Here is a 24,474-nt window from a genome sequence, read left to right as displayed (position 1 = left end):
CGTGTCATTCCGCCGGATTGCGCGGCAACGGAAAAGGCAGCGCCGGTCTATTGGCCGGCCAGCCCGGTAATCCCGGCCACGGCGGCGTTCACGCCGCTGGTGATCGTGCCGGTATTCACCGCGCCCAGCGCCGTGGTGGCGATGTTGCCGAACGACCCGTTCACGGCGATCAGCATATTGTCCACGCTGCCCTGGACGGCCGAACTGTTGCTGGCGACGTTGAGGACGAGCGCGCCTGTATCGGCAGAACCACCGACAACGCCAAGCGTTGACCGAACGGCGCGGGTTTTCACTGTCGCCGCCTCGTCGACCACTGAGTTCACGCCCAGCGTGATCTCGCCGGTGTTCACCGCGCCCAGCGCCGTGGTGGCGATGTTGCCGAAATTGAGTGTGGGCAGGGTGTATTCGATCCCCGCTATTGCGTCGGTAGTGGCTTGCTCGGTGGCAGCCGTCACGCCTGAGATCGTGTTGGTGATGCTGCCGTCGATCAAGGACGAGTAGTAAGGCCCTTCCACGAGACGCGTTTGGTCGACATATACCTTGAATTCAGATGAGCAGCATAGGTCTATGTAACTCTCCGGCAATAAAACCACTTCCGGACCCAAATCATAAGCTACGGCATCGGCTCCTAATGTTCTTGTTATGCCGCCAATGGTATTTAACTCATACGCTTTATAAGGCGGAGAATATCTTGACACATCTATCAAAGTCGCAACAGAATTGCTGTCATCGTCTTTTATTGTTATAGATCCATCCAAACCGATTGAAATTTCTTCAATTCCAAGTGCGGTCAGTTCTGTTGAGTATAGCCCACTGCTAGCAGAGTATGTTTTGCCAATATCTGATCTGGTCAATATAATATTGATATCCGGACTGTCAGGAAAATCCCTGACGTACCATATCGTTGTATCATCCGGTGCATTCTCGAATGTTGCCGGAACGCTTTCGGTCACAGAAACGAGGCCAGGTTGTCCAATTGATTCAGCAATGTTCGCATAGACGCCGTTGACGGGAACCGCCTTGCTCACGCCGTCAATCTGGCTCAATACGCGTTCCAGAACCGACTGCGCCGCCGCCGGCGATGCATAAAGAACTGAACCGGCGAGCGCAGCTTTGGCAACCCGACCATAGTGTTTTCTCAAATGCATGCGCCCCACCGATCCGCGTCTTGCCTGCCCCATTCATACCGGTCTGATCTCTAACGCAGCCCCGCTTGCGGTGTAAATATCGTTTGCATACATTCAAATTTGCTTAAATTCATGCCGTCTCCACCGCTTGCCGTCGTGGAGCCGGAATCTGCGGCCAATGTCCACGCAATGGCGGGAAAAGACGGAATCATGCGGCTTGTCGGGCCACGTGCGCTTCCAGGGCATGAAACGACTATGCAGTCGAGGCGGTGTGGATAAACCGGCTGGCGAATGTTCGTGTAACGCTCACCCGGCGCGATATTGCCGGCCATGTCCCCATCAGGATCGATCGGCCATTGCGTCGGGCTTTTCCGTTTCGCCAGGCGCGTTGCAGACTGCATTGCCAAGATGACGCCACTTGGCTTTGGGCCGCTTTCGCATGCCTTGAAACTTCTAGCTAACTTTTTGAAAAGGTTGGCTCCCCGGGCCGGATTCGAACCAGCGACCAACCGGTTAACAGCCGGTTGCTCTACCACTGAGCTACCGGGGAAGGCCTGCTCGCGTTGGAGTGCGCTGCCTATAGCAAACCGGATTCGGTTTTGCCAAGGCGCAAAATCAAAAAAATGTTGAAAACCGTTTGAGCCGACCGGGAGGGCACCTACATCGTCTGCAGACCGGCCAGTTGCCCGCGCGAACCCTTCGCCGGACGCGCAGGCTGGAAACATGGGAAAGGCGAATGCGGCTGCTGATGGAAAGCGAAAGAAAACCGGCCCGGCCGCGCATGCATCTGTTCGGCCGGGCCTATCACCTGCCGCGTTCGGTGATTGTCCGCCGGTCCCTCGGCTTCGCCTTGGTGGCCTTCGGTTTCCTCGGCTTTTTGCCCGTTCTCGGATTCTGGATGATTCCGCTCGGGCTTCTGGTGTTGAGCCATGATTCGCCCTCCATCCGGCGCTGGCGGCGGCGAGCCGCGGTGAAATGGGGGCGGCGCAACGGCAATGGCGGCGGCAACGGGCGCGGCCAAACCCGCTGAATCGACCGAATTGCCAGGCGCCGGCTCCGCGCAGATGCCGTGCGCGTGCGAAGTGTCTGTCCTTTGCAACAGTGCGGCAGCAATTTGGGATAATCCGCATCGGTCGGCTGTTGAACGCGATTTCCCTCTTGCGGGTCCCCGCCCAACGGTCTATTCGGTTCGCGCTGTCGCAAGGGCGTTGCCGGGGCGCAGCGAAAAAGCGGTGCCCGCACTTGCGGGCGAGACGTGTGGCGGCCTCGTGGCGGAGTGGTTACGCAGAGGACTGCAAATCCTTGCACCCCGGTTCGATTCCGGGCGAGGCCTCCAGCGCGCTTTTTATTGTTCCGGACTTTCACAAGTGCCGGAATGTCGGGCTGATTTGTCCCGTGGTGCCCCGTCTGCACACCGGAAACCCCATCCGCTGGCGGGCAGGGACGGTGAAGCAGGAAGCCGGCCGGTCAAGTGCCGGAACGCAGATGGGCAGGTAACATGACTTCGGATTTCTCGCTCCTTCGCCGCCATATGGTGGACAGCCAGCTTCGCACGACAAGCATATCCGCGCTGGACGTGCTCGAAGCATTCCTGTCCGTCCCGCGGGAGGCTTTCGTGCCGGCGCGCAAGCGTGACCTCGCCTATATCGACGAGGACATCGAGGTCGCAGCCGGCCGCTACCTGATGGAGCCTTCGCCGCTGGGCAAGCTGGTGCAGCTTGCAGCGATCAAGCCGGACGATGTCGTTCTCGATGTCGGCTGCACGACGGGCTATTCGGCTGCGATCCTGTCCCGGCTGGCCTCCTCGGTTATCGCCATCGAGGCCGATGAGGATCTGGCGGCCAGGGCAACCGATGCGTTGTCCGAACTTGGTTATGACAATGTCGTCGTTCTCAACCGTCCGCTGCGCGATGGATGTGCGCAGGAAGCGCCCTACGACGTCATCCTGATCGACGGCGCGGTGGACGAAGTGCCGCAGGCGCTCAAGGACCAATTGCGTGACGGCGGGCGTCTCGTTGCTGTAGAAGGTGTGGGGAACGCAGGCGTTGCAAGCATATACGTCAGGGATGGCAACGTGGTTTCAGGGCGCAGGGCCTTCAACTGTTCTGTCCGCCTGTTGCCGGGTTTTGAGCCGAAGGTTCAATTTCAGTTTTGACTTCACTGTACAAATGCGCTTGCATTTGAAGGCGGAGCGCGGGCAGCGCTCTTGACCCGGTGGGGGCCGGGACCGGGAATGAGAGAGAAGCACCGACCAAAGTACTGAAAGGTGAAGTTGTGGCGCGTTTGTCCATCACACTGAAGGCGATTGTCGCTGTCATGCCGATGATTGCGTGGCCGGCGGGTTCCGTATCTGCCGAAACCATCATAGGCGCGTTGCAGAAAGCCTATGCCAACAATTCGCAGCTCAATTCGGACCGTGCGGGTGTCCGGATCCAGGATGAGGGCGTGGCGATCGCCAAGTCGGGCTACCGTCCCGTCATCAATGGCGTCGGCTCCATCAATTACAGCTATAGCGGCCTGAATGGCGGCGCCAGGCTCTCGACCGGCAGCTTCGGCATCTCGATTTCGCAGGCGCTTTTCGACGGTTTCCAGACGCGCAACTCGGTGAAGGCCGCAAAGGCCCGTGTCCTCGCCGCGCGCGAGAACCTTCGCAATTCCGGTCAGAACGTCTTTTTTGATGCTGCTTCGGCCTATATGGACGTCATCCGCGACCGTCAGATCGCCGTTCTGCGCCAGCGCAACCTCGAATTCCTGGAAGAGCAGGTCCGCGCGGCCCGCTCGCGTTTCGACGTCGGCGAGGGAACACGAACCGATGTCGCGCAGGCCGAGGCCAGCCGGTCGGCGGCCCGTGCCCAGCTTTCCGCCGCCCAGGCCCAGGCCCGTGCGAGCGAGGCGACCTATCGCCAGATCATCGGCAACGAGCCCGGCAAGCTCAGCCCGGCTTCCCCGCTCGACCGGCTCTTGCCGCCGTCGCTCGACAGCGTTCTGGCGCGCGCCGAGGCAAATCACCCGGCCATCCAGGCGAACAAGTATCTGGCGGATGCCGCAGCCTATGTGGTCAAGACCAATGAAGGGGCATTTCTGCCGCAGGTGTCGGCCGAAGCCAATCTGAGCCGCAACTACCGTAACCAGATCACGGCGCCAAACACCCACAATTACCAGGAATACGATTCCGGCAGCGTGGGTCTGACCGTCCGCGTGCCGATCTATCAGGGTGGCCGTGCCTCCGCGACGGTTCGCCAGTCCAAGGAGCAGCTCGGGCAGGCGCAGATCAATATCGATGTCGTGCGCGACCAGCTCCGGCAGAACGCGACGGCGGCCTGGCACCAGTACATGGCGGCCAAGACGGCGCTTGTCGCCAACAAGGACCTCGTGAGTGCGGCCCGTCTTGCCCTGAACGGCGTGATTGAAGAGCGCAATGTCGGTCAGCGCACCACATTGGACGTGTTGAACGCACAGGCCGACGTGATCACCGCGCAGCTCACCCTGCTTCAGGCCGAGCGCGATCTTGTCGTTGCCAGCTATGCCATCCTGTCGTCGACCGGCGACCTTTCGGTGCCCAAGCTCAACCTTCAGGTTGTCGAGTACAAGCCCGAAGAGCACTACGAGGCGGTCAAGGACAAGTGGTACGGCCTGCGCACGCCTGACGGCCGTTGAGACGGGAAAGACCAGCAACCACGACGAAAAGCCGCCGCCGGGCGGCTTTTTTCTTTGGCGCCGCTGTCTGCGAAAAGCTGTTGGCAAGTTGCAGGGGATCGGAAGCGGGGATTCTCATTTGCCGGAACCTCGTCTACGCTTGATGAATGATTCGACGCCGGGACGCGGTTTCGGCAGACAGGCAGCAGGTCAAAGGCGGCAGACAGGCGATGGCACAGGCAGGCGGCGCGCAACGCGAACCCTCGATGGAGGAAATACTCGCCTCCATTCGCAAGATCATTGAGGAAACCGAACACACGCGCGACGATGCGCCACCGGCAGCCGTTGCGCCCCAGAAGCCAGCCGAAGCCGCGGCCAGCGAGCCGGTTCAGGTGCGGCGTGAAGCCGACATCTCGGCCTTTCGCGACGCCATCGCCGATATGGGCAACGAGCCGGACGATGAGGCCGAGACCCAGGTCGCCGGACCGGGCATGGCATCGGCCGCCATCACGCTGGCCGAAGTCCAGCGCAGGTTGGCGCGCGAGGACCGGGAGGAAGAAGACCCGGATTCGTCCTTCGATGCCACCGCGCAGGATGTGGAACCCGGCACCGACATGACGCCGGCGCTGGAAGGCGATGACGAAATGGCTGCATCGACAACCGGTGAGCCGGCGGCGTTTCATGCCGAGGCGACGGCGCAGGCCGGGCCGGTGCAGCCGCAACAGGCTGCCCCGGAATTTCCGGATGAGCATGTCACGACCGGCCGGTCGGAGACCGTCGCGCTGAATGGCGCGCGGGCCGCGCTCATGTCACCGGATGCCGGCCGCCAGGTCGCTGGCTCTTTCGATGAACTGAAGGAAGCCTTCATGGCCTCGCGCCAGAAAAGCTTCGACGAGATGGCGCAGGAAATGCTGCGTCCCATGTTGCAGGACTGGCTGGACAACAATCTTCCGGTTCTCGTCGAACGGCTGGTTCGCGAGGAAATAGAGCGCATCGCGCGCGGCTGACGGCAACCGGCGGCCTGACCGGGCGTTCCGGTACGGCCGCCTTTTAGGGTTTGATCGTGCCCGCCGATCGGGAAAAATGTCGCATCCCTGCCGCTTGCCAAGCCGTCCATGGCGGGGGATCCTTCCGCCCGGGATGAACAAGCGGAGGAAAGACGACATGGTGCGAACCCTTTTCATGGCAATGGTGATGGCTGGCGTGACCTTCGCCTTGCCGGCCTCGGCCATGGGCCTGAGTTTTTCCTGGGGTCCGACGAAGAAATGCTTTGACGCGAAATCGCCGCCGATGAAGTTGTCGGCGGTTCCGAAAGGCACCGCAAGGTTGCGCTTTCGCATGGTCGACCTGGACAAGCCCGATTATCCCCATGGCGGCGGCACGGTGAAATGGAGCGGCGGAAGCAGCGCGACGCTGCCCTATGGCGCTTTCCGCTACAAGGGTCCGTGTCCGCCGAGCCCGCATACCTACCGGTTTTCGGTCGAGGCACTCGATTCCGGCGGCAAGACGCTCGCGACGGCAAAGGCCAGCCGCCGCTTCCCTTGATTCGACCGCGACGCGCGGCTGATTGCCACCGGCGTGCGGTTGACTTGGCGCGGGCGTTCGGATTTACCAGCCATCATCTTTATCCGATGCTCCAGCAGGTTATTCATGCTTGACAAGACCTATGACGCGGCGGCCATCGAGCCCCGGATCGCGAAGAAATGGGATGAGGCCGATGCGTTCCGCGCCGGCACCGGCGCCGAACCGGGCGCGGAGACCTTCTGTATCGTGATCCCGCCGCCCAATGTCACCGGATCGCTGCACATGGGTCATGCGTTGAACAATACGCTGCAGGATATCCTTGTCCGTTTCGAGCGCATGCGGGGCAAGGACGTGCTCTGGCAGCCGGGCATGGACCATGCGGGCATTGCCACGCAAATGGTGGTGGAACGTCAACTGGCCGAGCGCCAGGAGCCGCACCGCCGCGACCTGGGGCGCGAAGCCTTTGTCGAGCGCGTCTGGCAGTGGAAGGACGAGTCCGGCGGCATGATCTTCAACCAGCTCAAGAGGCTGGGCGCTTCCTGCGACTGGGCGCGCGAGCGCTTCACCATGGATGAAGGCCTCTCGAAAGCCGTTCTTGAAGTCTTTGTCACGCTTTACAAGGAAGGGCTGATTTACAAGGACAAGCGCCTTGTCAACTGGGATCCCAGGCTGCTGACGGCGATCTCTGACCTTGAGGTCGAGCAGATCGAGACCAAAGGCAACCTTTGGCATTTCCGTTATCCGCTGGCTGATGGCCTGACATACGAGCACCCCTACAATCTCGACGAGGAAGGCAACCGCATCGCGTGGAAGCCCTCCGACGGCGAGCCCGCCGGCTACGAGACGCGCGACTATCTCGTTGTCGCCACAACGCGGCCCGAGACCATGCTCGGCGACACCGGCGTGGCGGTCCATCCCGACGATCCGCGTTACCGCGATCTGGTCGGCAAGCACGTCATCCTGCCGCTGGTCGGACGGCGCATCCCCATCGTGGCCGACGAATATCCGGACCCGGAAGCGGGCACCGGAGCGGTGAAGATGACGCCGGCCCACGATTTCAACGATTTCGACGTCGGCAAGCGTCACGACCTGCCGGCCATCAACATCATGACCATTGATGGCCGGATCACGCTCAAGGAGAATGATGCGTTTCTGGAAGGCTTGCGGCAGGAAGGCAAGCTGCTCCAGACGCTGGAGGATCTTGACGGAAAGGACCGTTTCGAGGCGCGCAGGCTCGTGGTCGCCAAGATGGACGAACTGGGTCTGCTGGCAGCCGTCGAGCCGCATGTCCACATGGTCCCCCATGGCGACCGTGGCGGTGTGCCGATCGAGCCCTACCTGACCGACCAATGGTATGTGAACGCGGCCGAACTCGCCAGGCCGGCCATCGCCGCCGTGCGGGAAGGGCGCACGAACTTCGTGCCGAAGAACTGGGAGAAGACCTATTTCGACTGGATGGAGAACATCCAGCCCTGGTGCATTTCCCGCCAGCTCTGGTGGGGACACCAGATCCCGGCCTGGTACGGCCCGGACGGCCAGGTTTTCGTGGAAAAGGACGAGGAAACGGCGCTCGAAGCGGCCATTCAGCACTATATCTCGCATGAAGGGCCGTGGAAGGCCTGGGTCGAGGAGAAGCTGGAGAACTTCCGTCCGGGCGAGATCCTGGAACGCGACGAGGACGTGCTCGACACGTGGTTCTCGTCCGCCCTTTGGCCGTTCTCCACGCTCGGCTGGCCCGACAAGACGCCCGAACTGAAGAAATACTACCAGACGGACGTGCTGGTCACCGGTTTCGACATCATCTTCTTCTGGGTCGCCCGGATGATGATGATGGGTCTGCATTTCATGGACGAGGAGCCGTTCCACACGGTCTATGTCCATGCGCTGGTTCGCGACAAGAACGGCGCCAAGATGTCGAAGTCGAAGGGAAACGTCATCGATCCGCTGGAACTGATCGACGACTATGGCGCCGACGCGCTGCGGTTCACGCTGGCGATCATGGCGGCCCAGGGCCGCGACGTGAAGCTGGATCCGGCCCGCATCGCCGGCTACCGCAATTTCGGCACCAAGCTGTGGAACGCGACCCGCTTCGCCGAGATGAACGGCGTCAGCCGCGATCCCGGTTTCGCGCCCGAAACGGCAGCCGACCCGGTGAACCGCTGGATCCTCTCCGAACTGACCCGCACGTCGCGCACCGTCACCCAGGCGATTGAAGCCTACCGGTTCAACGACGCGGCGGGCGCGGTTTACCGCTTCGTCTGGAACCAGGTCTGCGACTGGTACCTGGAACTGCTGAAACCCGTCTTCAACGGCGAGGACGAGACCGCCAAGGCGGAAGCGCGCGCCTGCGCAGCCCATGTCCTGGAGGAGACGTACAAGCTTCTCCACCCCTTCATGCCCTTCATGACGGAGGAGTTGTGGGACCACACCGCCGCCCGCGACGGATTGCTGTGCCATGCCGCATGGCCGCAACCCGCCTTCGAGGATGGCGAGGCGGCCGCCGACATCAACTGGCTGGTCGACCTGGTATCGGGCGTGCGCTCGGTTCGTGCCGAGATGAACGTGCCGGCCGGCGCGATGGCGCCGCTGGTCATCACCGGCGCCAATGCAGCGACCCGGGCCCGGCTGGAGCGCCATGACGCGGCCATCAGGCGGCTGGCGCGCATCGAGAGCATTGCCACGGCCGACGAGGCGCCGCGCGGTGCCGCCCAGATCGTTGTCGGCGAGGCGACCGTTTGCCTCCCGCTCGGCGACCTGATCGACCTCAAGGCCGAGACCGCCCGGCTGGAAAAGGCTCATGCCAAGGCCGCCGACGAGGCCGCACGCATCGAGAAGAAGCTGGCGAACGAGAAATTCGTTGCCAATGCCAAGCCGGAGGTCGTGGATGCCGAACGTGAAAAACTGACCGAGGCGAAGGAAACCGCCGCGCGGCTGGAAACGGCGCTTCAGCGCCTGCGCGAAGCCGGATAGGCGAGGGACGGGCGCAAGCCGCCCGGCACCCCGCATGATGGCCGTGCTGGACAGGAAATGGCCGGGCGCAGTGCGCCCGGCCATTGCGTTTTCTCAAAGCAGAACCGTTCAGCCGGCGTTTGCCGCCGCGCCATTGGCTTTCCGCAGATCCGGATGCAGCATCTTGCCGAGAATATGGTCGTCCTGGCCGATCACGTGATGCGTCGAGCCCACGATCAGCGGATCGGGCGCATGCACGACATGGCGGTTCTTGTTGGGATAGGGCAGGGAATAAAGGAAGTGGCGCATCGTGTTGAGCCGCGCCCGCTTCTTGCAATTGGACTTGATGATGGTCCAGGGGGCATCTGCGGTATCGGTATAGAAGAACATCGCCTCCTTGGCCTCGGTATAGTCGTCCCACTTGTCGAGCGAGGCCTTGTCTACCGGTGAGAGCTTCCACTGTTTCAGCGGGTCGGTCTCGCGCGCCTTGAAGCGCCGGTATTGCTCTTCCTGGGTAACCGAAAACCAGTACTTGTAGAGACGGATGCCCGAACGTGCGAGCATCTTTTCCACTTCCGGCGCCTCGCGCATGAATTCGAGATATTCGCTCGGCGTGCAGAAGCCCATCACCCGCTCGACGCCTGCGCGATTGTACCAGGATCGGTCGAACAGCACCATTTCGCCGGCTCCCGGAAGGTGCTGGATATAGCGCTGGAAAAACCACTGCGTCTTCTCGCGTTCCGTCGGCTTCGGCAGCGCCACCACGGTTGCCGCGCGCGGATTGAGATGCTCCATGAAGCGCTTGATCGTGCCGCCCTTGCCGGCCGCATCGCGCCCCTCGAACAGCATGACCACCTTCTGCCCGGTTTCCTCGATCCAGCGCTGCGCCTTCAGCAATTCCACCTGGAGTGCCGCCTTTTCCTTTTCATAGGCAGCGCGCTTCATCTTGGACTTGTAGGGATAGACGCCCTGCTCGAACAGCTTGGCGATCGCCTGGGGATCGTGGCGCATCTGGGCAGCAGTTGGCGCGGTGGACGCGACGGGCGCCTGTTCGGCCACTACGGCTGCATCCTGGGCGGCTGCCTCGGCATTGCCGTCATTGGCGATGGTGCTTGGCGAGGCATCCGCCGGCGCCGATCCGTTCGTATCTTCCATCATGCTGGTCCCTCCTGCCATTGCTTAAATACTACTTATGGTCGATTTTTCTGCTATCGCTGTCCTTGATACGTGTCAAATCGCACCAAATAAATTCTGATCCGGCTTCGGTTTCACGGCCGCAGGCGCATTCCCGGTTCGCGGGGCTTCCAGCACCCCGCAAGGGGCAGGAGGGTTCTTCTTGTTGCCCATCGGCAACAGATAATAAACGAGCCATCGTGTAGGAAAGGGCCGACCCTTCGATTGCCCAAGTCCCGCCACAAACCGGGAGCACGCCGGGATCAATCGAAAAAGGCGTCCCGCCATCGCGGGTCCCGGGCGAGCGGCGGCAGACAGACTGGCGCTGCGGGCAAGAAGAAAAACAGGGCCGGAACGTGCAGCGCACAGAAACCAGTTTGAGCGGACGGGTGGCGAGCGGACTTCTGGGTCTGGCGTTCGCGCTTGTTCTCCCGGTGACGCAGGCAGCCGCCTTCGATCCCGGTGCGGGGCAGAAGAGCAAAGACCCGTGGGCGGCGTTCCGCTTTGGCTTCGATGCCTATCGCAGCGGCGACAAGAAGGAAGCGATTGAGGCCTATCGCTATGCCGCCGACAAGGGCCATGCCGGCGCCCAATGGAAGCTGGCCCGCATGTATGCCGATGGCGACGGCGTCAGCCGCAACGATTACGAGGCCTTCAAGATTTTCCGCAACATCGTGCAGATGGGCGCGGAACCGGGCAGCCCCAACGAGAGCTATGTATCCGACGCGCTGGTCGCGCTTGCCGGCTATGTGCGCCGGGGCATCCCGAAATCGCCGATCCGCCCGGACCCGCGCCTGGCCCGCGATCTTTATCTTCAGGCAGCCTCCATGTTCGGCAATCCCGACGCCCAATATGAAATGGGCAAGATGCTTCTGGAAGGCGACGGCGGGCGCACCAATCGGAAGCAGGCGGCGCGCTGGCTGCGGCTGTCGGCGCGCAAGGGGCACTACCGGGCCGAGGCATTGCTGGGTGACCTGCTGGTGCAGGACGGCAAGATGGTTCGCGGTCTCGCCATGCTGACTGCGGCCCTGGAACGCGCCCGCCCGGTAGACCAGGCCTGGATCCGCGTGCGGCAGGAAGAAGCTTTCGGACTGGCCGCCGAGAGCGACCGGCGCACCGCGATGGTACTGGCCGAGCAGTTCCTCAGGGATGGCTACAAGTAATTCGTGTAACTATCTGTTTTTCAAAAAAAGTATAGCCGGAACATGTTTCGCTGAGGGTGGCGCGTCCCGTTCGCTTGGCTGCCGCCTTGTTCAGGAATTCGGCCGGGGCGTGCCCTTGCCGGACCAGCGCGCCGGTTCGCACAGCGCATCGGGTGGCGGTGACAGCGCGGGCATCTGCTGCGATTGCGCCGCCGCTGTTGTGGCCCTGGAGGATGTGCCGTTGCCTGGCGCGCCTGCCTGGGTGCAATCGCCGAGCCGCTGCCACGACGTGTTGTTGAGCACCATCACGCAGCGAGCGAGAAAGGGCGTACCGCCGGAAAGGATGCAGACCTCCGAGTTCAGCGGGTATTCGGTCCCGTTTGCCCGGCACATGCAATTCGCATCGGCGGCCGCGGTGCTGATGCTCGCGAGCAGGGTCAGGCATGCGCTGGCGATCGGTCCTTTCACCATGCCGGGCAGCATAGCATGGCCGCCGCCCAGGCGCGACCTTGCATCACAGCGCCAGGTGAACCACCGCGGGCACGTGATCGGACGGCTTTTCCCAACTGCGCACATGCTTTTCGATATCCGCTGATTCCAGCCGGCCGGCAGCCTCCGGCGAAAGCATCAGGTGATCGATGCGGATGCCGTTGTTCTTCTGCCAGGCTCCGCCCTGATAGTCCCAGAACGTGTAGAGCCCCGGCGCGTCGCTGACGGCGCGGATGGCATCGGTGAACCCCAAATTCTCCAGCCGCCGGAAAGCCTGCCGGCTCTCGGGCCTGAACAGCGCATCGCCCTCCCAGGCCTGCGGATCATGGCAATCCTCCGGTTCGGGGATCACGTTATAGTCGCCCGCGAGCACATAGGGTTCCTCCAGCGCCAGCCGGCTGCGCGCATGGGCTTCAAGCCGCGCCATCCAGGCCAGTTTGTAGGAAAACTTGTCCGTGTCCACCGGATTGCCATTGGGAAGATAGAGCGAGGCGACCCGCAGCACGCCGGACGGCGTCGACCAGACGCCTTCGATGAAACGCGCCTGTTCGTCGCTGTCGTCTCCGGGCAGGCCGCGCGTTACCTCGTCCGGCGAGGTTCTGGATAGCAGCGCCACGCCATTGAAACCCTTCTGGCCATGGGTTTCGACGTGAGAGCCGAGCGCCTCGATTTCGAGGCGTGGAAAGGTCTCGTCGACCGACTTGATTTCCTGCAGGCAGGCGATGTCGGGCGAACTGTCCTTCAGCCAGGTAAGCAGATTGTCGATGCGCGCCTTCACGCCGTTGATGTTCCAGGTGGCGATCTTCATGGGTGCTGACCCTGCGCAAAGCAAGTGTTTCAAGAAAAAATGGATGGTTCCATTAGCCGCTCTGCATGATCTTGTCGTGAGATGACGGCCGGTGGGGACCGGGCGCACTTAACAACAACAGAGGGGTCAATTCAATGAGCGACGCAGCTTCAATGCCGGGAGCGGCCGTATCCGACGACATGAAGGCAAGATTGCGCGATCCGGACTATACGCCGCCCATCGCGCAGGCCGTGCCCCTGGGCATCCAGCATGTCCTGGCCATGTTCGCCTCAAACGTAACGCCGGCGATCATCGTGGCCGGGGCAGCCGGCTTCGGCTTCGGGTCGAATTCGCCCGATTTCCCGAACCTGATCTACATGATCCAGATGTCGATGCTGTTTGCCGGCGTGGCGACGCTGTTCCAGACCATCGGCATGGGGCCGGTCGGCGCCCGCCTGCCCATCGTGCAGGGCACCAGCTTCGCGTTTCTGCCGATCATGATTCCCGCCGTCGCCGGACAGGGCGTGGCCGGCCTTGCCGGCCTGATGACCGGCGTGGTCATCGGCGGCATGTTCCATTTCTGCCTCGGCTTCGTCATCGGGCGCATCCGCTTTGCCTTGCCACCGCTGGTCACCGGCCTCATCGTGCTGATGATCGGCCTGGCCCTGGTGCGCGTAGGCATCCAGTATGCCGCCGGCGGTGTGCCGCTGATCGGCAAGCCGGCCTACGGCACCCTGGCATTCTGGGGGCCGGCGCTGGTCGTGGTTGTTGTCACGCTGGCCATCAAGTTCTTCACCAAGGGCTTCATGTCCATCGCCGCCGTGCTGCTCGGCCTGATCGCCGGCTATGTCGTGGCCCTGGTGATGGGGCAGGTCAGCTTTGACAATGTCGGCCGCGCCGCCGCATTCGCGCTGCCCGTGCCGTTCCAGTGGGGCATCGAGTTCAACTCCGCCATCATCATCGGCATGTGTTTCATGGCCGTTGTCTCGGCCATCGAGACAGTCGGCGACGTGTCGGGCATAACCAAGGGCGGCGCAGGCCGTGAGGCGACCGACAACGAAATCTCCGGTGCCACCTTTGCCGATGGTCTGGGAACGGCCGTGGCCGGCATATTCGGCGGCCTGCCGAACACCTCGTTCTCGCAGAATGTCGGCCTGATCTCGATTACCGGCGTCATGAGCCGTCATGTCGTCACCTTCGGCGCCATCTTCCTGATCATCTGCGGTTTCGTGCCGAAAGTGGGCGCCATCGTCTCCACGGTACCGATTCACGTGCTCGGTGGCGGCGTGATCGTCATGTTCGGCATGGTGGCTGCCGCCGGCATCAACATGCTGTCGGAGGTCAACTGGAACCGCCGCAACATGGTGATCTTCGCCGTCGCGCTCTCGGTTGGCCTTGGCCTGCAACTGGAACCGGATGCCCTCCAGCATCTGCCGGCCACGCTGAAGATCCTGCTGACCTCCGGCCTGCTGCCCGCGGCGCTGATCGCGATCGTGCTGAACCTTGCGCTGCCCGAGGAACTGGACTGACCTGTCCGCTCTTGCGGGCAGGCAAAAGGCCGCGGCGGTCATTCCGTCGCGGCCTTTCGCATTTTCGACGGTATTGGCGCTCAGACCGAGAAGCTGGTGCCGCAGCCGCAGCTTGCCACCGCGTTCGGGTTCTCGATCCGGAAGGCCTGCCCCATCAGTTCATCGATGAAATCAACTTTCGATCCGCCCATGTAGACCAGCGAAAGCTCGTCGATGAAAACCCTGGCGCCAGCCTTCTCGAAGACGACGTCGTCCTCGTTCTGTGCGTCGGTCAGGTCGATCGTGTAGGAGAAGCCGGAACAGCCGCCGCCTTCGACCGCGATCCTAAGCCCGATCTTGCCGGGCTCCCTTTCCAGCACCTTGAGGATGCGGCGCGCGGCCGCATCGGTAACTTCAACACCCTTCATCGTGCTTGCAGCGTCGTGACCCATCGTGTCCAGCCTTGCATTCGAACCTCTGCCATAGGTAAGTAGCCGCTGCGAACCCGTCAACCGCGGCATCACAGGCGGGCAGCGCTACGGTCACGGAAACGGACGGGACAGGCATGACCCTTGGCGACATCGGATTCGGCTATCGCGAACGCGCGGCCTGGGCCTGCGACCCGGCGAGGACGCGCGGCAGGCTGATTCCCGAACCCGAAAGCCGCACCCGCACACCCTTCCAGCGCGACCGCGACCGGATCATCCACTCCAACGCCTTCAGGCGTCTCAAGCACAAGACGCAGGTGTTCGTGGCCCATGAGGGCGATCATTTCCGCACCCGCCTGACCCATACCATCGAGGTCTCCCAGATCGCCCGCGCCATCGCGCGTTCGCTGAAGGTGGACGAGGATCTCGCCGAGGCCGTCGCGCTGGTGCATGATTTCGGCCACACGCCGTTCGGCCATACCGGCGAAGATGCGCTCAACGAAAAGATGGCCGGCTTCGGCGGTTTCGACCACAACGCCCAGTCGCTGCGCATCGTCACCCGGCTGGAACGGCGCTATGCGCAGTTCGACGGGCTGAACCTCTCCTGGGAAACGCTGGAAGGCCTCGTCAAGCACAACGGTCCGCTGACCGATGCCGATGGCAACGGACTGGACGGGCCGGTGCCGCGGGATATCCTCGATTTCGATGCCCGGTTTCCGCTCGGTCTCGCCCAGCACGCCTCTCTTGAGGCGCAGGCCGCGGCCATTGCCGACGACATCGCCTACAACACGCACGATATCGACGACGGCACGCGGGCCGGCCTGTTCACGCTGGAGGAGCTGGAAGCGGAGGTGCCTTTCGTGGCCGAGACGCTGGCCACGGTGCGCGCGGCATGGCCCGGTCTGGACCCGGTGCGCACCGGGCATGAATTCATGCGGCGCCAGATCACGGCCATGGTGGAGGATGTGATCGCCACCGCGCTTGGCCGGCTGGCCGGGGTGCAGCCGCGAAATGCCGATGATGTTCGCGCCGCCGGCATCACCATCGCCGGCTTTTCCGATGCCATGCAGGAGACCGACCGGGCGCTCAAGCGCTTTCTGTTCCGGCGGATGTACCGCCATCCCGACGTGGTCCGCTGGCGTGTGGAAGCGGATCGTGTCGTGCGTGAACTCTTCGACTGCTACATGGCCGACCCGGATGCCATGGCTGGCCATTGGGCCGCCGAGATGCCTGCCGGTGAAACGGCGCGCGCCCGCCATGTCGCCGATTTCCTGTCCGGCATGACCGACACCTATGCGCTGAAGGAATACCACCGCCTGTTTGACCGCAAGGTGGAGATGGGATAGGCGGAACGCGGCCGCTCCGGGCCGGAGTCCGGCAGTCTCTTTTCCAGTGGACAGTACCCATGAACATTTTCGCCGATTTCACGCAGCGGATTCTCAGCATTGTCGAAAGTCTCGGCCTTCAGACGAAGGACGGCGGCACACCCGACCTGTCGCGCATCGCCGTGGAACCGCCGCGCGATGCCTCGCATGGCGATCTGGCCTGCAATGTGGCCATGGTGCTGGCCAGGCAGGTGGGGCGCAATCCGCGGGAACTGGCGCAGGCCATTGCCGATGCGCTGGCCGGCGACAGCGATGTCGGCACGGCCGAGGTGGCCGGCCCCGGCTTCATCAATATGCGGCTCTCCGACAGCTATTGGCAGGCGCTGCTGAAGGACATCCTGACCACCGGGCCGGATTACGGCCGCTCCGCCATGGGGAAGGGCCACAAGGTCAATGTCGAATATGTTTCGGCCAATCCGACCGGCCCGATGCATGTCGGCCATTGCCGCGGCGCCGTCGTGGGCGATGCGCTGGCCAACCTGCTTGGTTTTGCCGGTTACGATGTGACCAAGGAATACTACATCAACGATGCCGGCGTGCAGATCGACGTACTGGGCCGCTCCGCCCTGTTGCGCTACCGCGAGGCACTGGGCGAGGACATCGGCGAAATTCCGGCCGGTCTTTATCCGGGGGACTACCTGGTGCCGGTCGGCGAGGCCCTGAAGGCCGAGCATGGCGAAGCTCTCAAGGCCATGGATGAGGATGCGGCTCTGGCAATCGCCAAGGACAAGTCGGTCGCCATGATGATGGACATGATCCGCGCCGATCTGGCCGCGCTCAATGTCACCCATGAGGTATTCTTTTCCGAGCGTCAGCTCCATGCAGACAATGCAAGCCTGATCCGCTCGGCCATCAATGACCTGACCATGAAGGGCCATGTCTATCGCGGCAAGCTGCCCCCGCCGAAGGGGCAGAAGCCGGAAGACTGGGAGGACCGCGACCAGACCCTTTTCCGCTCCACCGACGTGGGCGACGATATCGACCGGCCGCTCGTCAAGTCGGATGGCGCCTATACCTATTTCGCCGCCGATGTCGCCTACATGCTCGACAAGTACCGCCGCGGCTACGAAAAGCTGATCTTCGTTCTGGGTGCGGACCATGGCGGCTATGTCAAGCGGATGGAGGCGCTGGCACGCGCCATATCGGGCGGCCGGATCGACCTGACCATCGTCCTGACCCAGCTCGTCAAGCTCTATCGTGACGGCGAGCCCGTTCGCATGTCGAAGCGGGCAGGGGAGTTTGTGACCCTGCGCGACGTGGTCGAGGAGGTCGGCCGCGATCCGGTCCGCTTCATGATGCTCTACCGCAAGGCCGATGCGCCGCTGGACTTCGATTTCGCCAAGGTGACCGAGCAGTCCAAGGACAATCCGGTTTTCTATGTCCAGTATGCGTCGGCCCGCTGTCATTCGGTCTTCCGGCAGGCGGCCGAGATGTTCGGCGCGGACATCGCGCAAAGGCAGGGGCTGGAGGACGGCGTGTCGATGCTGACCGACGAGGGCGAGATCGCGCTCGTGCGCAAGCTGGCCGAATGGCCGCGCCTTGTCGAGCAGGCCGCCTCCGCGCTCGAACCCCATCGCATCGCGTTTTACCTCCATGACCTGGCCAGCGCGCTGCACGCCCACTGGAACCGTGGGACAGACAATCCCGGCTTACGCTTTGTTAAGGTTAACGATCCACAATTGACGCGCGCCAGGCTAGGGCTGGTGCAGGCAGTTCTGGATGTCCTGGTCGCCGGTCTTGGGCTGGTCGGCGCGGATGCGCCAGAGGAAATGCGCTAATAAAGCTTTCGCCTGCCTGTCACCTTTTGCCCACAATGGGCTGGTAACGCCGGTAATTTGGCGCCCGGCGGCGCCCGTTTTGTAAGGTGTACGGGACAGGACATGGCAGACCCCAAATCCGCGAAGCGGGATCACGATTTCGGCCTTTCGCCTGACGATCCCTTGTCGAAACTGGCGAATCTCTTCGACTTGACGGCCGGTCCCTCCGCGCCGGAGGCGGCGCACGAGCCCTCCATCGACATGGAGCAGGAATTGCTGCCCACGCCGGAACCGGTCCCGCAAGCCCCGGTGTCTGCCTGGCAGCAGCCGGCCTGGCCGCAAGGCGGTCAGGTGCCGAACAGTCCGGAACCTGCCTGGCCGCAGGAAGAGGCGCCGCCCGGTGTCGCCGATGTCCGGACAGGGGAACCTGTGCCATTGCCGTTCGAGCCTCGGGACGACGGTGCCGTGCAGGTGCCGGAAGCCCACGTTCCCGGACCGGAAGCCGACGCGCAGCCATTCCCGCCTGCCGGTCAATGGCAGGATGACGGCGGTGCCCTTGCCGGACCCGACAACGGTCCTGTCTCCGGCGCGGACGCGTCCGACAACATGTCGCCTGTTGTTGAAATGCCCGGAACCGGGCTCTCGCCATCGGATGACCATGTCGAACTGGACGTGGAATTGGCGGACGAGACATCGTCCCTCCCGCTGGACTGGCATCCGGAGCCCGTGAGCATTGACGAGCCGCTGAGCACGGTTCAGGCCATGGAAACGGCGCATGATGACATGGCCGGCGACATCGTGCCCCCGGCGTGGAATGAGGGCGGCAGCCCTGCCGGGGAACCGGCGGCTTTTGCCGGGCACGTCGCACTGGATCAGGAGCCATCCGGCCTGGACGATCCGCTTTCCTCCGGCAGCGCGATGACAGCGTCGCCGGCATCGCCTGTGGCGCAGGAGCCTGTGGCGCTTCCCGACAATGTGCTGGACGAGATGATGACGGCGGACCTGGGCCGCGATGCGCCCGCCGCCACGGATGATGCTTCGCAGGACCATCCGGTCGCCTATGGCGGAGCGCAATGGCGCGAAGCGGCGGCCCAGTCTGCGCCCGCTGTGGAACCGCTGTCGGCATTCGATGGCGATGACCATGCAGAGCCGGATGAGACGGCGTTCTCCGATCCGGAATTTGAAAGCGAAGTCGCTGCATTTCTGGCAGGCGAAACGGACGGCGGTGAGGACACGGAGCGGAGCGAAGATTGGGTGACCGAACCCGGCGCGCCCTCCCATGTGTCGCAGGGCATGAACGCTGGCTTGGGCGATGAGCGCGCGGAAGCTGCGCCAAACTCCTACTCGCCCTATGAAGCCTCCTACCGTGAAAAGAATGCGCCGCAACTGGGCCGGCAGACGAATTTCGGATGGACGGCGCCAGTTGCGCCGGTGATGCCGCCGTCACAGAGCGCCTGGAGCGCGGAACTGGAGGCCAGCGAAGCGGCTGGACCGGCGCCCGCGCCCGAAGCGCCGGAGACGGCATACGTGTCCCATCATGCGCCGGGCGGCGACCACGAGCCTGCCGCACATGGCCAGCCGCATCGTCCGGAGATGGAGAATGCCAGCGATACGGCCGGTTTCCACGCAGCACGCGCGCATTTCGCCCATGGCGATGCGCCCGAAGCGGAAGCCCCTGTCACGCCGCCGGCTTTCGAGCCGGCCGCGATCCAGCCGGAGGAAACGCCGGCAAGCGTTGCCGGCGACGATGAACAAGAGTTGGAACTGCCCGATTTCGACGAGTCGGCCTTCCTCGACCAGACATTCGTGGACGACGAACTGCGCGTGGAAAGTCACGATGCGCCGGAACCGCAGGATGCTTCGCCTGCGTCCCGCCAGGCCGATGACGATGTCGCCTTCGATCTTGACCCGGAATTGCTGGCCGAGATCGAGTCCATCCAGATGGATGAGCCAGGCGGGTACCCGGACGAGGAGCCGTACCAGGCATATTCCGGTCCCGACGACGTCTCCGCCGACACGCCCGCGAAGCCCGCACCGGTCGCGATGACCGGTGCCGGACTGGCAGGCGCCGCGGCTGCCGTGGGCGGCATGGCGTCCCGTTTCGGACTGGGCCGCAAGCAGCCTGTGGCGGAGCCCGCTCCGCCGGAGATCGACACGGTGGCTGTACCCGAAGGCAAGGTTGAACTGGCCGACGACCTCGACCTGCCGGATGTGCGCTACCAGGACGAACGCGCGCCGCTGGACGCTGCGCCGGACGATCTGGAAGACCTGTTTGCAGGCGAAGGCCTTTCGGATCGCGGCGCCGGGCCATCGCAGCCGCGCGAGGGCATGGACTTCGAATCCTATTTCGAGCGTGAGCTGGAAGATGCGGGCATCTCGTTCGGAGAACGCCCCGGCGCGCCGCCGCAGTCTTCGGTGCCGCTCCGGCCGCATCCATCCGGTGCTGGCGAACCGCCAGCCGCCATATCGGCTGCCCGGCCGGCCATGCCGGCTTTCGACGACGCCGTTTCCCTGCATGACGATGACCTTGAGCGGGAATTGTCGTTTGACGAATTCGAAAGGGACGTCGAGGAAAAGCGGGGTTCGAACCGGGGCCTGCTGATCGCCGCTGTTGTCGCCGGCGTGGCCCTTGTGGGCGGCATCGGCGCTTTTGCCCTCTCAGGCGGCGGCGATTCTGCCGGCACCACGCAGATCGTGCGCGCCGATCCCGAGCCTGTGAAGGTGAAACCGGAGAATCCCGGCGGGTCGAAAGTGCCGAACCAGAACCGCGCGGTCTATGATGAAGCCGCCGGCGCGCCTGCCGATACACCGCCCAGCCAGGAAAAGCTGGTCAGCAATGCCGAGACGCCGGTGGATGTGAAACGGCCGGTGCGCGTGGTCGCGCCCGGCCCGGTCGATGCCGCGCCGGGCGGTGAGGGGCGAGCGGCCGGAAATGCCAGCGCTCCCGTGGCCGGTGCCGCAACGCCAGCCGGCAAGTCGGAAGACCGGATCGATCCCGCCGAAGCGGCCGAGGAGCCGGGTCCGTCCCGCGAACTGGCTGCGGTCGCGCCACGGCGCGTACGCACCTATGTGGTCCGGCCGGATGGCACATTGGTGGCCAAGGAACCGGCGGCCGAGGCGCAAGCAGCCGAACCGGCGGCCACCAGCCCGGCGGTAACCGCCGCCGCTGCGGACGCGACGGAACCTGCCGCAGGCGAAAGTGCCGAACCCGCCGAACCGGTGGCCGGAACGGTGGCGAACGTGCCCGTGCCGCAGCCGCGCCCCGAGTTTACCCCGCCTGCCGGGTCCGGCCGGCCAGGCGGCGATGCACCCGTCGCGGTGGCCGCCGCCCCGGAGCAGGCACAAACCGGCGGTGGCGCTGCTGACGCGGCACGGGAACCTGCCTTGCAGCCCCGCCAGGTGCGCACCACGACGATCCGCCGCGATTCGGTGGCGCCGCCGCCTGTCGTGCCGGGGCGCCCGGCGGATCAGCCGGTCAACATTGTCGGAACGACCCGCCAGGATGGCCAGCAGACGGCACGCGCGGTACCGGCTCCCGCAGCCGAAGCCCCGGCCGCGGCCAGCCCGGCGGCCTGGGTTCAGATCGCCTCCCATCCGTCCCGGGAACTGGCGCAAGCCTCCTACCGCAACCTGTCGCAGCGCTATGGCGGGATCATCGGCGGACGCGGCGTGAACATCGTGCCGGCCGATATCCCCGGTCGCGGAACCTTCTACCGCGTCAACATTCCGGCCGGCAGTTTCAACGAGGCCGCCAGTCTTTGCCGCCAGATTAAGGCGGCCGGCGGCGACTGCCTCGCCAAACGCTGAGCAAGGGGCGCAGAACGCCAGTTGACCGGATGGGGCCGCCGCGTGCGGCCCCTTTGCCTGTGGGCAAAGGGCGCGGTTGGGCCTTGCACCGTGTCTTCCGGGGCGATTCGTGCCAGAATCGATCCATGAGCGAATCACGTGCGATGATTGCCGGCATTGCCGGGCCCGAACTGAATGCGGAAGAGGAAAGCTTCTTTCGCGGCGAACAGCCGTGGGGCTACATCCTCTTTGCGCGCAACGTCGTGAACGCCGCGCAACTGGCCGGCCTGACAGCGGCGCTGCGTGACCTTTCCGGCCGCGATGTGCCGGTTTTCATCGATCAGGAAGGCGGCCGCGTGCAGCGTATCAAGGCGCCGCTTGCGCCGGATTATCCGCCCGGCGCCGCCCTGGGCGCCTTGTATCGCGCCGACCGCGAGGCCGGCCTGCGGGCAGCCTGGGTCATGTCGCGCCTGCATGCCTTCGACCTGAAGCGTTTCGGCATCAATGCCGATTGCCTGCCGGTGCTGGATGTTCCCGTCGAGGGCGCCCACGACGTGATCGGCAACCGCGCCTATGGCTCCGACCCGGTGACGGTGGCGCAAATGGGCCGTGCCGCGGCAGAAGGCCTGCTGGCCGGCGGTGTCCTGCCGGTCATCAAGCACATCCCCGGTCATGGCCGCGCCTTTGCCGACAGCCATCTGGAACTGCCGGTGGTCGATGCGCCGCTGGAGGACCTGCGTGCCCACGATTTCCCGCCTTTCCAAGCGCTGGCGGACATCCCGATGGCGATGACGGCCCACGTCGTCTATACCGCGCTCGATCGCGACAATCCGGCCACCACGTCGCCGCGCGTCATCGGCGGGATCATTCGCGGCGAGATGGGCTTTGACGGCCTGTTGATGAGCGACGACGTTTCGATGAAGGCGCTGGCCGGCTCGTTCGAGGAAAGGACGGAGGCCATCTTCGCGGCCGGTTGCGACATGGTTCTCCATTGCAATGGACGGATGGACGAGATGCGGGCCGTGGCCGCCCGGACGCCGCTGCTTTCCGGCAAGGCATTGCAGCGCGCGCAGAGGGCCGTGGCCGATCTGGCGCGAGACGACGCCGCGGACGAGCAGGCGCTGCGCGCGGAATTCGCCGGCTGGTTCGAGGCGGCGGCGTGAGGGAGTCCGGACAGCGATGATGCCTGCACAGGACAAGCACGCAAGGACACCGATGGACCAGCTCTGGGCGGAACGCGAGACGCGCCCGGCCGGTCCGGAACTGGTGATCGACGTGGACGGCTTCGAGGGCCCGCTCGATCTGCTGCTGCATCTGGCGCGCAACCAGAAGGTCGATCTTTCGCGGATTTCGGTCCTTGCGCTGGCAGAACAGTATCTTGTCTTCATCGAGAAGGCGCGTGCGCTGAAACTTGAACTGGCCGCCGATTACCTGGTGATGGCCGCTTGGCTCGCCTTTCTCAAGTCAAGGCTCCTGATCCCGAAGCCGCCGCGCGACGACGAGCAGTCGGGCGAGGAAATGGCCGCGATCCTGCAGTTCCGGCTCAAGCGGCTCGAGGCCATGCGCGATGCGGCCGCCCGCCTGATCAACCGCAACCGGCTCGGCCGCGACGTGTTCGCGCGCGGAAATCCGGAAGCGGTCATCGTTGACCGGAAGAGCGAATATGCCGCCTCCCTCTACGACCTTCTCACAGCCTACGCCTCGCAGCGCCAGCGTCAGGCCATTTCGCGGGTGCAGATCGCGCGACGCGCGGTCTGGTCGCTGAAGGACGCACGCGCCGTGCTGGAGAGGCTTGTCGGCGCCGTTTCCGACTGGACGGCACTCGACCGGTTCCTGATCGACTATCTGGCCTCGCCCGAAGAGCGCAAGACAGCCATTGCCAGCACCTTTGTCGCCAGCCTTGAAATGGTGCGGGAAGGCGCTCTGGACATCAGGCAGGACGAGGCCTATGCGCCGGTCTTTCTCAGGCCGCGGGCAATCCCGCGCATGCGCGGGGAGGCCACCCATGGATGACCACGGACGCCACCCGATGCCCGGCGACGAGGAGAGGGATCACAGGGACACGCGGCAGGCGGCAGGCGCAGCACCTCTCGATGCGCGTGCGCTCGCCGAGGTGGCGCGGATGGCGGAGGCGCTTGTCTTTGCCTCGGCGGAACCGGTCTCCGAGAAGCTGCTCGCCGAACGCCTGCCACGGGGCACGCCGGTTGGCGCAGTCATGGAGAAACTGCGCGCCGATTATGCCGCACGGGGCATCAATCTCGTTCGCGTGGAGAATGCCTGGGCCTTCCGGACTGCCGGCGACCTGTCCTTCCTGATGAGCCGCGAGGCCGTGGACCAGAAAAAGCTGTCGCGGGCCGCCTTGGAGGTACTGGCGATCATCGCCTATCACCAGCCGGTGACGCGCGCGGAAATGGAGGAGATACGCGGCGTCGAGACGTCGAAAGGCACGCTGGACACGCTCATGGAGACAGGTTGGGTGCGCCTGCGCGGGCGAAGGCGCACGCCGGGCCGGCCGGTGACCTATGGCACCACGGTCGCCTTTCTCGATCATTTCGGCCTGGAGGAATTGCGCGACCTGCCCGGAATGGATGAACTGAAGGGTGCCGGACTGCTGTCCGCGCGCATGCCGGCCAGTTTCGCCATGCCCACGCCGCTGGCCTCGCCCGACGACCTCACGGAAGATGAAGATCCCCTGACGGATATCGACCTGGAGGAACTGGGCTTGTTGACACCGCGCGTCGAGGATGATTGACCCTCATGGCCCGCGCGCCGCGCGTGGGCCC

At 64.1% G+C, this 24,474-nt stretch carries 19 protein-coding genes and 2 tRNA genes; 15 read left to right on the top strand and 6 right to left on the bottom strand.

The window, feature by feature from the left end:
- Positions 1 to 47 precede the first annotated feature (47 nt).
- Positions 48 to 1,148 carry a hypothetical protein gene (locus R3D65_RS01010; protein ID WP_371273365.1) on the bottom strand — a complete coding sequence of 367 codons (1,101 nt, stop codon included), beginning with the start codon at positions 1,146 to 1,148 and terminating at the stop codon, positions 48 to 50.
- Positions 1,149 to 1,602: 454 nt separating this feature from the next.
- A tRNA-Asn gene (locus tag R3D65_RS01005) sits at positions 1,603 to 1,677 on the bottom strand.
- A gap of 186 nt (positions 1,678 to 1,863) precedes the next feature.
- Between R3D65_RS01005 and R3D65_RS01000 the strand changes: the two genes are divergently transcribed.
- From R3D65_RS01000 to R3D65_RS00970, 7 genes are all read left to right on the top strand, one after another.
- Complete coding sequence (locus R3D65_RS01000) at positions 1,864 to 2,157, top strand: hypothetical protein (protein ID WP_371273364.1); 294 nt, start codon at positions 1,864 to 1,866, stop codon at positions 2,155 to 2,157.
- A 232-nt stretch (positions 2,158 to 2,389) separates the two neighbouring features.
- Positions 2,390 to 2,463: transfer RNA gene (locus R3D65_RS00995), tRNA-Cys, on the top strand.
- Between the two features lie 162 nt (positions 2,464 to 2,625).
- A complete protein-coding gene (locus tag R3D65_RS00990) occupies positions 2,626 to 3,282 on the top strand; it encodes a protein-L-isoaspartate O-methyltransferase (protein ID WP_371273363.1) in 657 nt (218 codons plus the stop codon).
- A 167-nt stretch (positions 3,283 to 3,449) separates the two neighbouring features.
- The gene (locus R3D65_RS00985; protein WP_371274332.1) at positions 3,450 to 4,784 is read left to right on the top strand and encodes a TolC family outer membrane protein; all 1,335 of its coding nucleotides are present in this window, start codon (positions 3,450 to 3,452) and stop codon (positions 4,782 to 4,784) included.
- 209 nt (positions 4,785 to 4,993) lie between these two features.
- Positions 4,994 to 5,770: a DUF2497 domain-containing protein gene (locus R3D65_RS00980; RefSeq protein ID WP_371273362.1), complete on the top strand. Its 777-nt coding sequence runs from the start codon at positions 4,994 to 4,996 to the stop codon at positions 5,768 to 5,770.
- A gap of 157 nt (positions 5,771 to 5,927) precedes the next feature.
- The gene (locus R3D65_RS00975) at positions 5,928 to 6,308 is read left to right on the top strand and encodes a phospholipid-binding protein (RefSeq protein WP_371273361.1); all 381 of its coding nucleotides are present in this window, start codon (positions 5,928 to 5,930) and stop codon (positions 6,306 to 6,308) included.
- 105 nt (positions 6,309 to 6,413) lie between these two features.
- Positions 6,414 to 9,257, top strand: coding sequence for a valine--tRNA ligase (locus R3D65_RS00970; RefSeq protein WP_371273360.1), 2,844 nt, complete (start codon positions 6,414 to 6,416; stop codon positions 9,255 to 9,257).
- Positions 9,258 to 9,365: 108 nt separating this feature from the next.
- On the opposite strand, the gene ppk2 is transcribed toward R3D65_RS00970, so the two are convergent.
- Complete coding sequence (ppk2, locus tag R3D65_RS00965) at positions 9,366 to 10,394, bottom strand: polyphosphate kinase 2 (RefSeq protein WP_371273359.1); 1,029 nt, start codon at positions 10,392 to 10,394, stop codon at positions 9,366 to 9,368.
- 371 nt (positions 10,395 to 10,765) lie between these two features.
- On the opposite strand from ppk2, the gene R3D65_RS00960 reads away from it, so the two are divergent.
- The gene (locus R3D65_RS00960) at positions 10,766 to 11,572 is read left to right on the top strand and encodes a tetratricopeptide repeat protein (protein ID WP_371273358.1); all 807 of its coding nucleotides are present in this window, start codon (positions 10,766 to 10,768) and stop codon (positions 11,570 to 11,572) included.
- Positions 11,573 to 11,662: 90 nt separating this feature from the next.
- Here R3D65_RS00960 and R3D65_RS00955 read toward each other — a convergent pair whose 3' ends face one another.
- Complete coding sequence (locus tag R3D65_RS00955; RefSeq protein ID WP_371273357.1) at positions 11,663 to 12,034, bottom strand: hypothetical protein; 372 nt, start codon at positions 12,032 to 12,034, stop codon at positions 11,663 to 11,665.
- A gap of 31 nt (positions 12,035 to 12,065) precedes the next feature.
- Positions 12,066 to 12,848 carry an exodeoxyribonuclease III gene (gene xth, locus R3D65_RS00950; protein WP_371273356.1) on the bottom strand — a complete coding sequence of 261 codons (783 nt, stop codon included), beginning with the start codon at positions 12,846 to 12,848 and terminating at the stop codon, positions 12,066 to 12,068.
- A 134-nt stretch (positions 12,849 to 12,982) separates the two neighbouring features.
- On the opposite strand from xth, the gene R3D65_RS00945 reads away from it, so the two are divergent.
- The gene (locus tag R3D65_RS00945) at positions 12,983 to 14,356 is read left to right on the top strand and encodes a uracil-xanthine permease family protein (RefSeq protein ID WP_371273355.1); all 1,374 of its coding nucleotides are present in this window, start codon (positions 12,983 to 12,985) and stop codon (positions 14,354 to 14,356) included.
- A gap of 80 nt (positions 14,357 to 14,436) precedes the next feature.
- On the opposite strand, the gene R3D65_RS00940 is transcribed toward R3D65_RS00945, so the two are convergent.
- Entirely contained in the window at positions 14,437 to 14,787 is a 351-nt protein-coding gene (locus R3D65_RS00940) for a HesB/IscA family protein (RefSeq protein ID WP_371273354.1), read from the bottom strand.
- 113 nt (positions 14,788 to 14,900) lie between these two features.
- Here R3D65_RS00940 and R3D65_RS00935 point away from each other — a divergent pair, with 113 nt between their 5' ends.
- From R3D65_RS00935 to scpB, 6 genes are all read left to right on the top strand, one after another.
- Entirely contained in the window at positions 14,901 to 16,109 is a 1,209-nt protein-coding gene (locus R3D65_RS00935; protein ID WP_371273353.1) for a deoxyguanosinetriphosphate triphosphohydrolase, read from the top strand.
- Between the two features lie 59 nt (positions 16,110 to 16,168).
- Entirely contained in the window at positions 16,169 to 17,926 is a 1,758-nt protein-coding gene (gene argS / locus R3D65_RS00930; RefSeq protein WP_371273352.1) for an arginine--tRNA ligase, read from the top strand.
- 102 nt (positions 17,927 to 18,028) lie between these two features.
- Entirely contained in the window at positions 18,029 to 21,712 is a 3,684-nt protein-coding gene (locus R3D65_RS00925; protein WP_371273351.1) for an SPOR domain-containing protein, read from the top strand.
- A 125-nt stretch (positions 21,713 to 21,837) separates the two neighbouring features.
- A complete protein-coding gene (nagZ, locus tag R3D65_RS00920; protein ID WP_371273350.1) occupies positions 21,838 to 22,854 on the top strand; it encodes a beta-N-acetylhexosaminidase in 1,017 nt (338 codons plus the stop codon).
- A gap of 52 nt (positions 22,855 to 22,906) precedes the next feature.
- The gene (locus R3D65_RS00915; protein ID WP_371274331.1) at positions 22,907 to 23,704 is read left to right on the top strand and encodes a ScpA family protein; all 798 of its coding nucleotides are present in this window, start codon (positions 22,907 to 22,909) and stop codon (positions 23,702 to 23,704) included.
- The gene (scpB, locus tag R3D65_RS00910) at positions 23,697 to 24,443 is read left to right on the top strand and encodes an SMC-Scp complex subunit ScpB (protein ID WP_371273349.1); all 747 of its coding nucleotides are present in this window, start codon (positions 23,697 to 23,699) and stop codon (positions 24,441 to 24,443) included. Before R3D65_RS00915 ends, scpB begins: the two co-directional genes overlap by 8 nt.
- Positions 24,444 to 24,474: the final 31 nt, after the last annotated feature.

The sequence above is a fragment of the Zhengella sp. genome, assembly GCF_041397485.1.
GTDB lineage: Bacteria > Pseudomonadota > Alphaproteobacteria > Rhizobiales > Rhizobiaceae > Zhengella.
This window is presented reverse-complemented; position numbering and strand designations above follow the sequence as displayed.

Bases quoted from the DNA above. Each gene is read 5' to 3' on its own strand.
- R3D65_RS00955 (WP_371273357.1), bottom strand. From the start codon at position 12,034: ATGCTGCCCGGCATGGTGAAAGGACCGATCGCCAGCGCATGCCTGACC.
- R3D65_RS00925 (WP_371273351.1), top strand. From the start codon at position 18,029: ATGGCAGACCCCAAATCCGCGAAGCGGGATCACGATTTCGGCCTTTCG.
- R3D65_RS01010 (WP_371273365.1), bottom strand. From the start codon at position 1,148: ATGCATTTGAGAAAACACTATGGTCGGGTTGCCAAAGCTGCGCTCGCC.
- R3D65_RS00935 (WP_371273353.1), top strand. From the start codon at position 14,901: ATGACCCTTGGCGACATCGGATTCGGCTATCGCGAACGCGCGGCCTGG.
- xth (WP_371273356.1), bottom strand. From the start codon at position 12,848: ATGAAGATCGCCACCTGGAACATCAACGGCGTGAAGGCGCGCATCGAC.
- argS (WP_371273352.1), top strand. From the start codon at position 16,169: ATGAACATTTTCGCCGATTTCACGCAGCGGATTCTCAGCATTGTCGAA.
- R3D65_RS00970 (WP_371273360.1), top strand. From the start codon at position 6,414: ATGCTTGACAAGACCTATGACGCGGCGGCCATCGAGCCCCGGATCGCG.
- scpB (WP_371273349.1), top strand. From the start codon at position 23,697: ATGGATGACCACGGACGCCACCCGATGCCCGGCGACGAGGAGAGGGAT.
- R3D65_RS00985 (WP_371274332.1), top strand. From the start codon at position 3,450: ATGATTGCGTGGCCGGCGGGTTCCGTATCTGCCGAAACCATCATAGGC.
- R3D65_RS00980 (WP_371273362.1), top strand. From the start codon at position 4,994: ATGGCACAGGCAGGCGGCGCGCAACGCGAACCCTCGATGGAGGAAATA.
- R3D65_RS00915 (WP_371274331.1), top strand. From the start codon at position 22,907: ATGGACCAGCTCTGGGCGGAACGCGAGACGCGCCCGGCCGGTCCGGAA.
- ppk2 (WP_371273359.1), bottom strand. From the start codon at position 10,394: ATGATGGAAGATACGAACGGATCGGCGCCGGCGGATGCCTCGCCAAGC.
- R3D65_RS00990 (WP_371273363.1), top strand. From the start codon at position 2,626: ATGACTTCGGATTTCTCGCTCCTTCGCCGCCATATGGTGGACAGCCAG.
- nagZ (WP_371273350.1), top strand. From the start codon at position 21,838: ATGAGCGAATCACGTGCGATGATTGCCGGCATTGCCGGGCCCGAACTG.
- R3D65_RS01000 (WP_371273364.1), top strand. From the start codon at position 1,864: ATGCGGCTGCTGATGGAAAGCGAAAGAAAACCGGCCCGGCCGCGCATG.
- R3D65_RS00945 (WP_371273355.1), top strand. From the start codon at position 12,983: ATGAGCGACGCAGCTTCAATGCCGGGAGCGGCCGTATCCGACGACATG.
- R3D65_RS00975 (WP_371273361.1), top strand. From the start codon at position 5,928: ATGGTGCGAACCCTTTTCATGGCAATGGTGATGGCTGGCGTGACCTTC.
- R3D65_RS00940 (WP_371273354.1), bottom strand. From the start codon at position 14,787: ATGGGTCACGACGCTGCAAGCACGATGAAGGGTGTTGAAGTTACCGAT.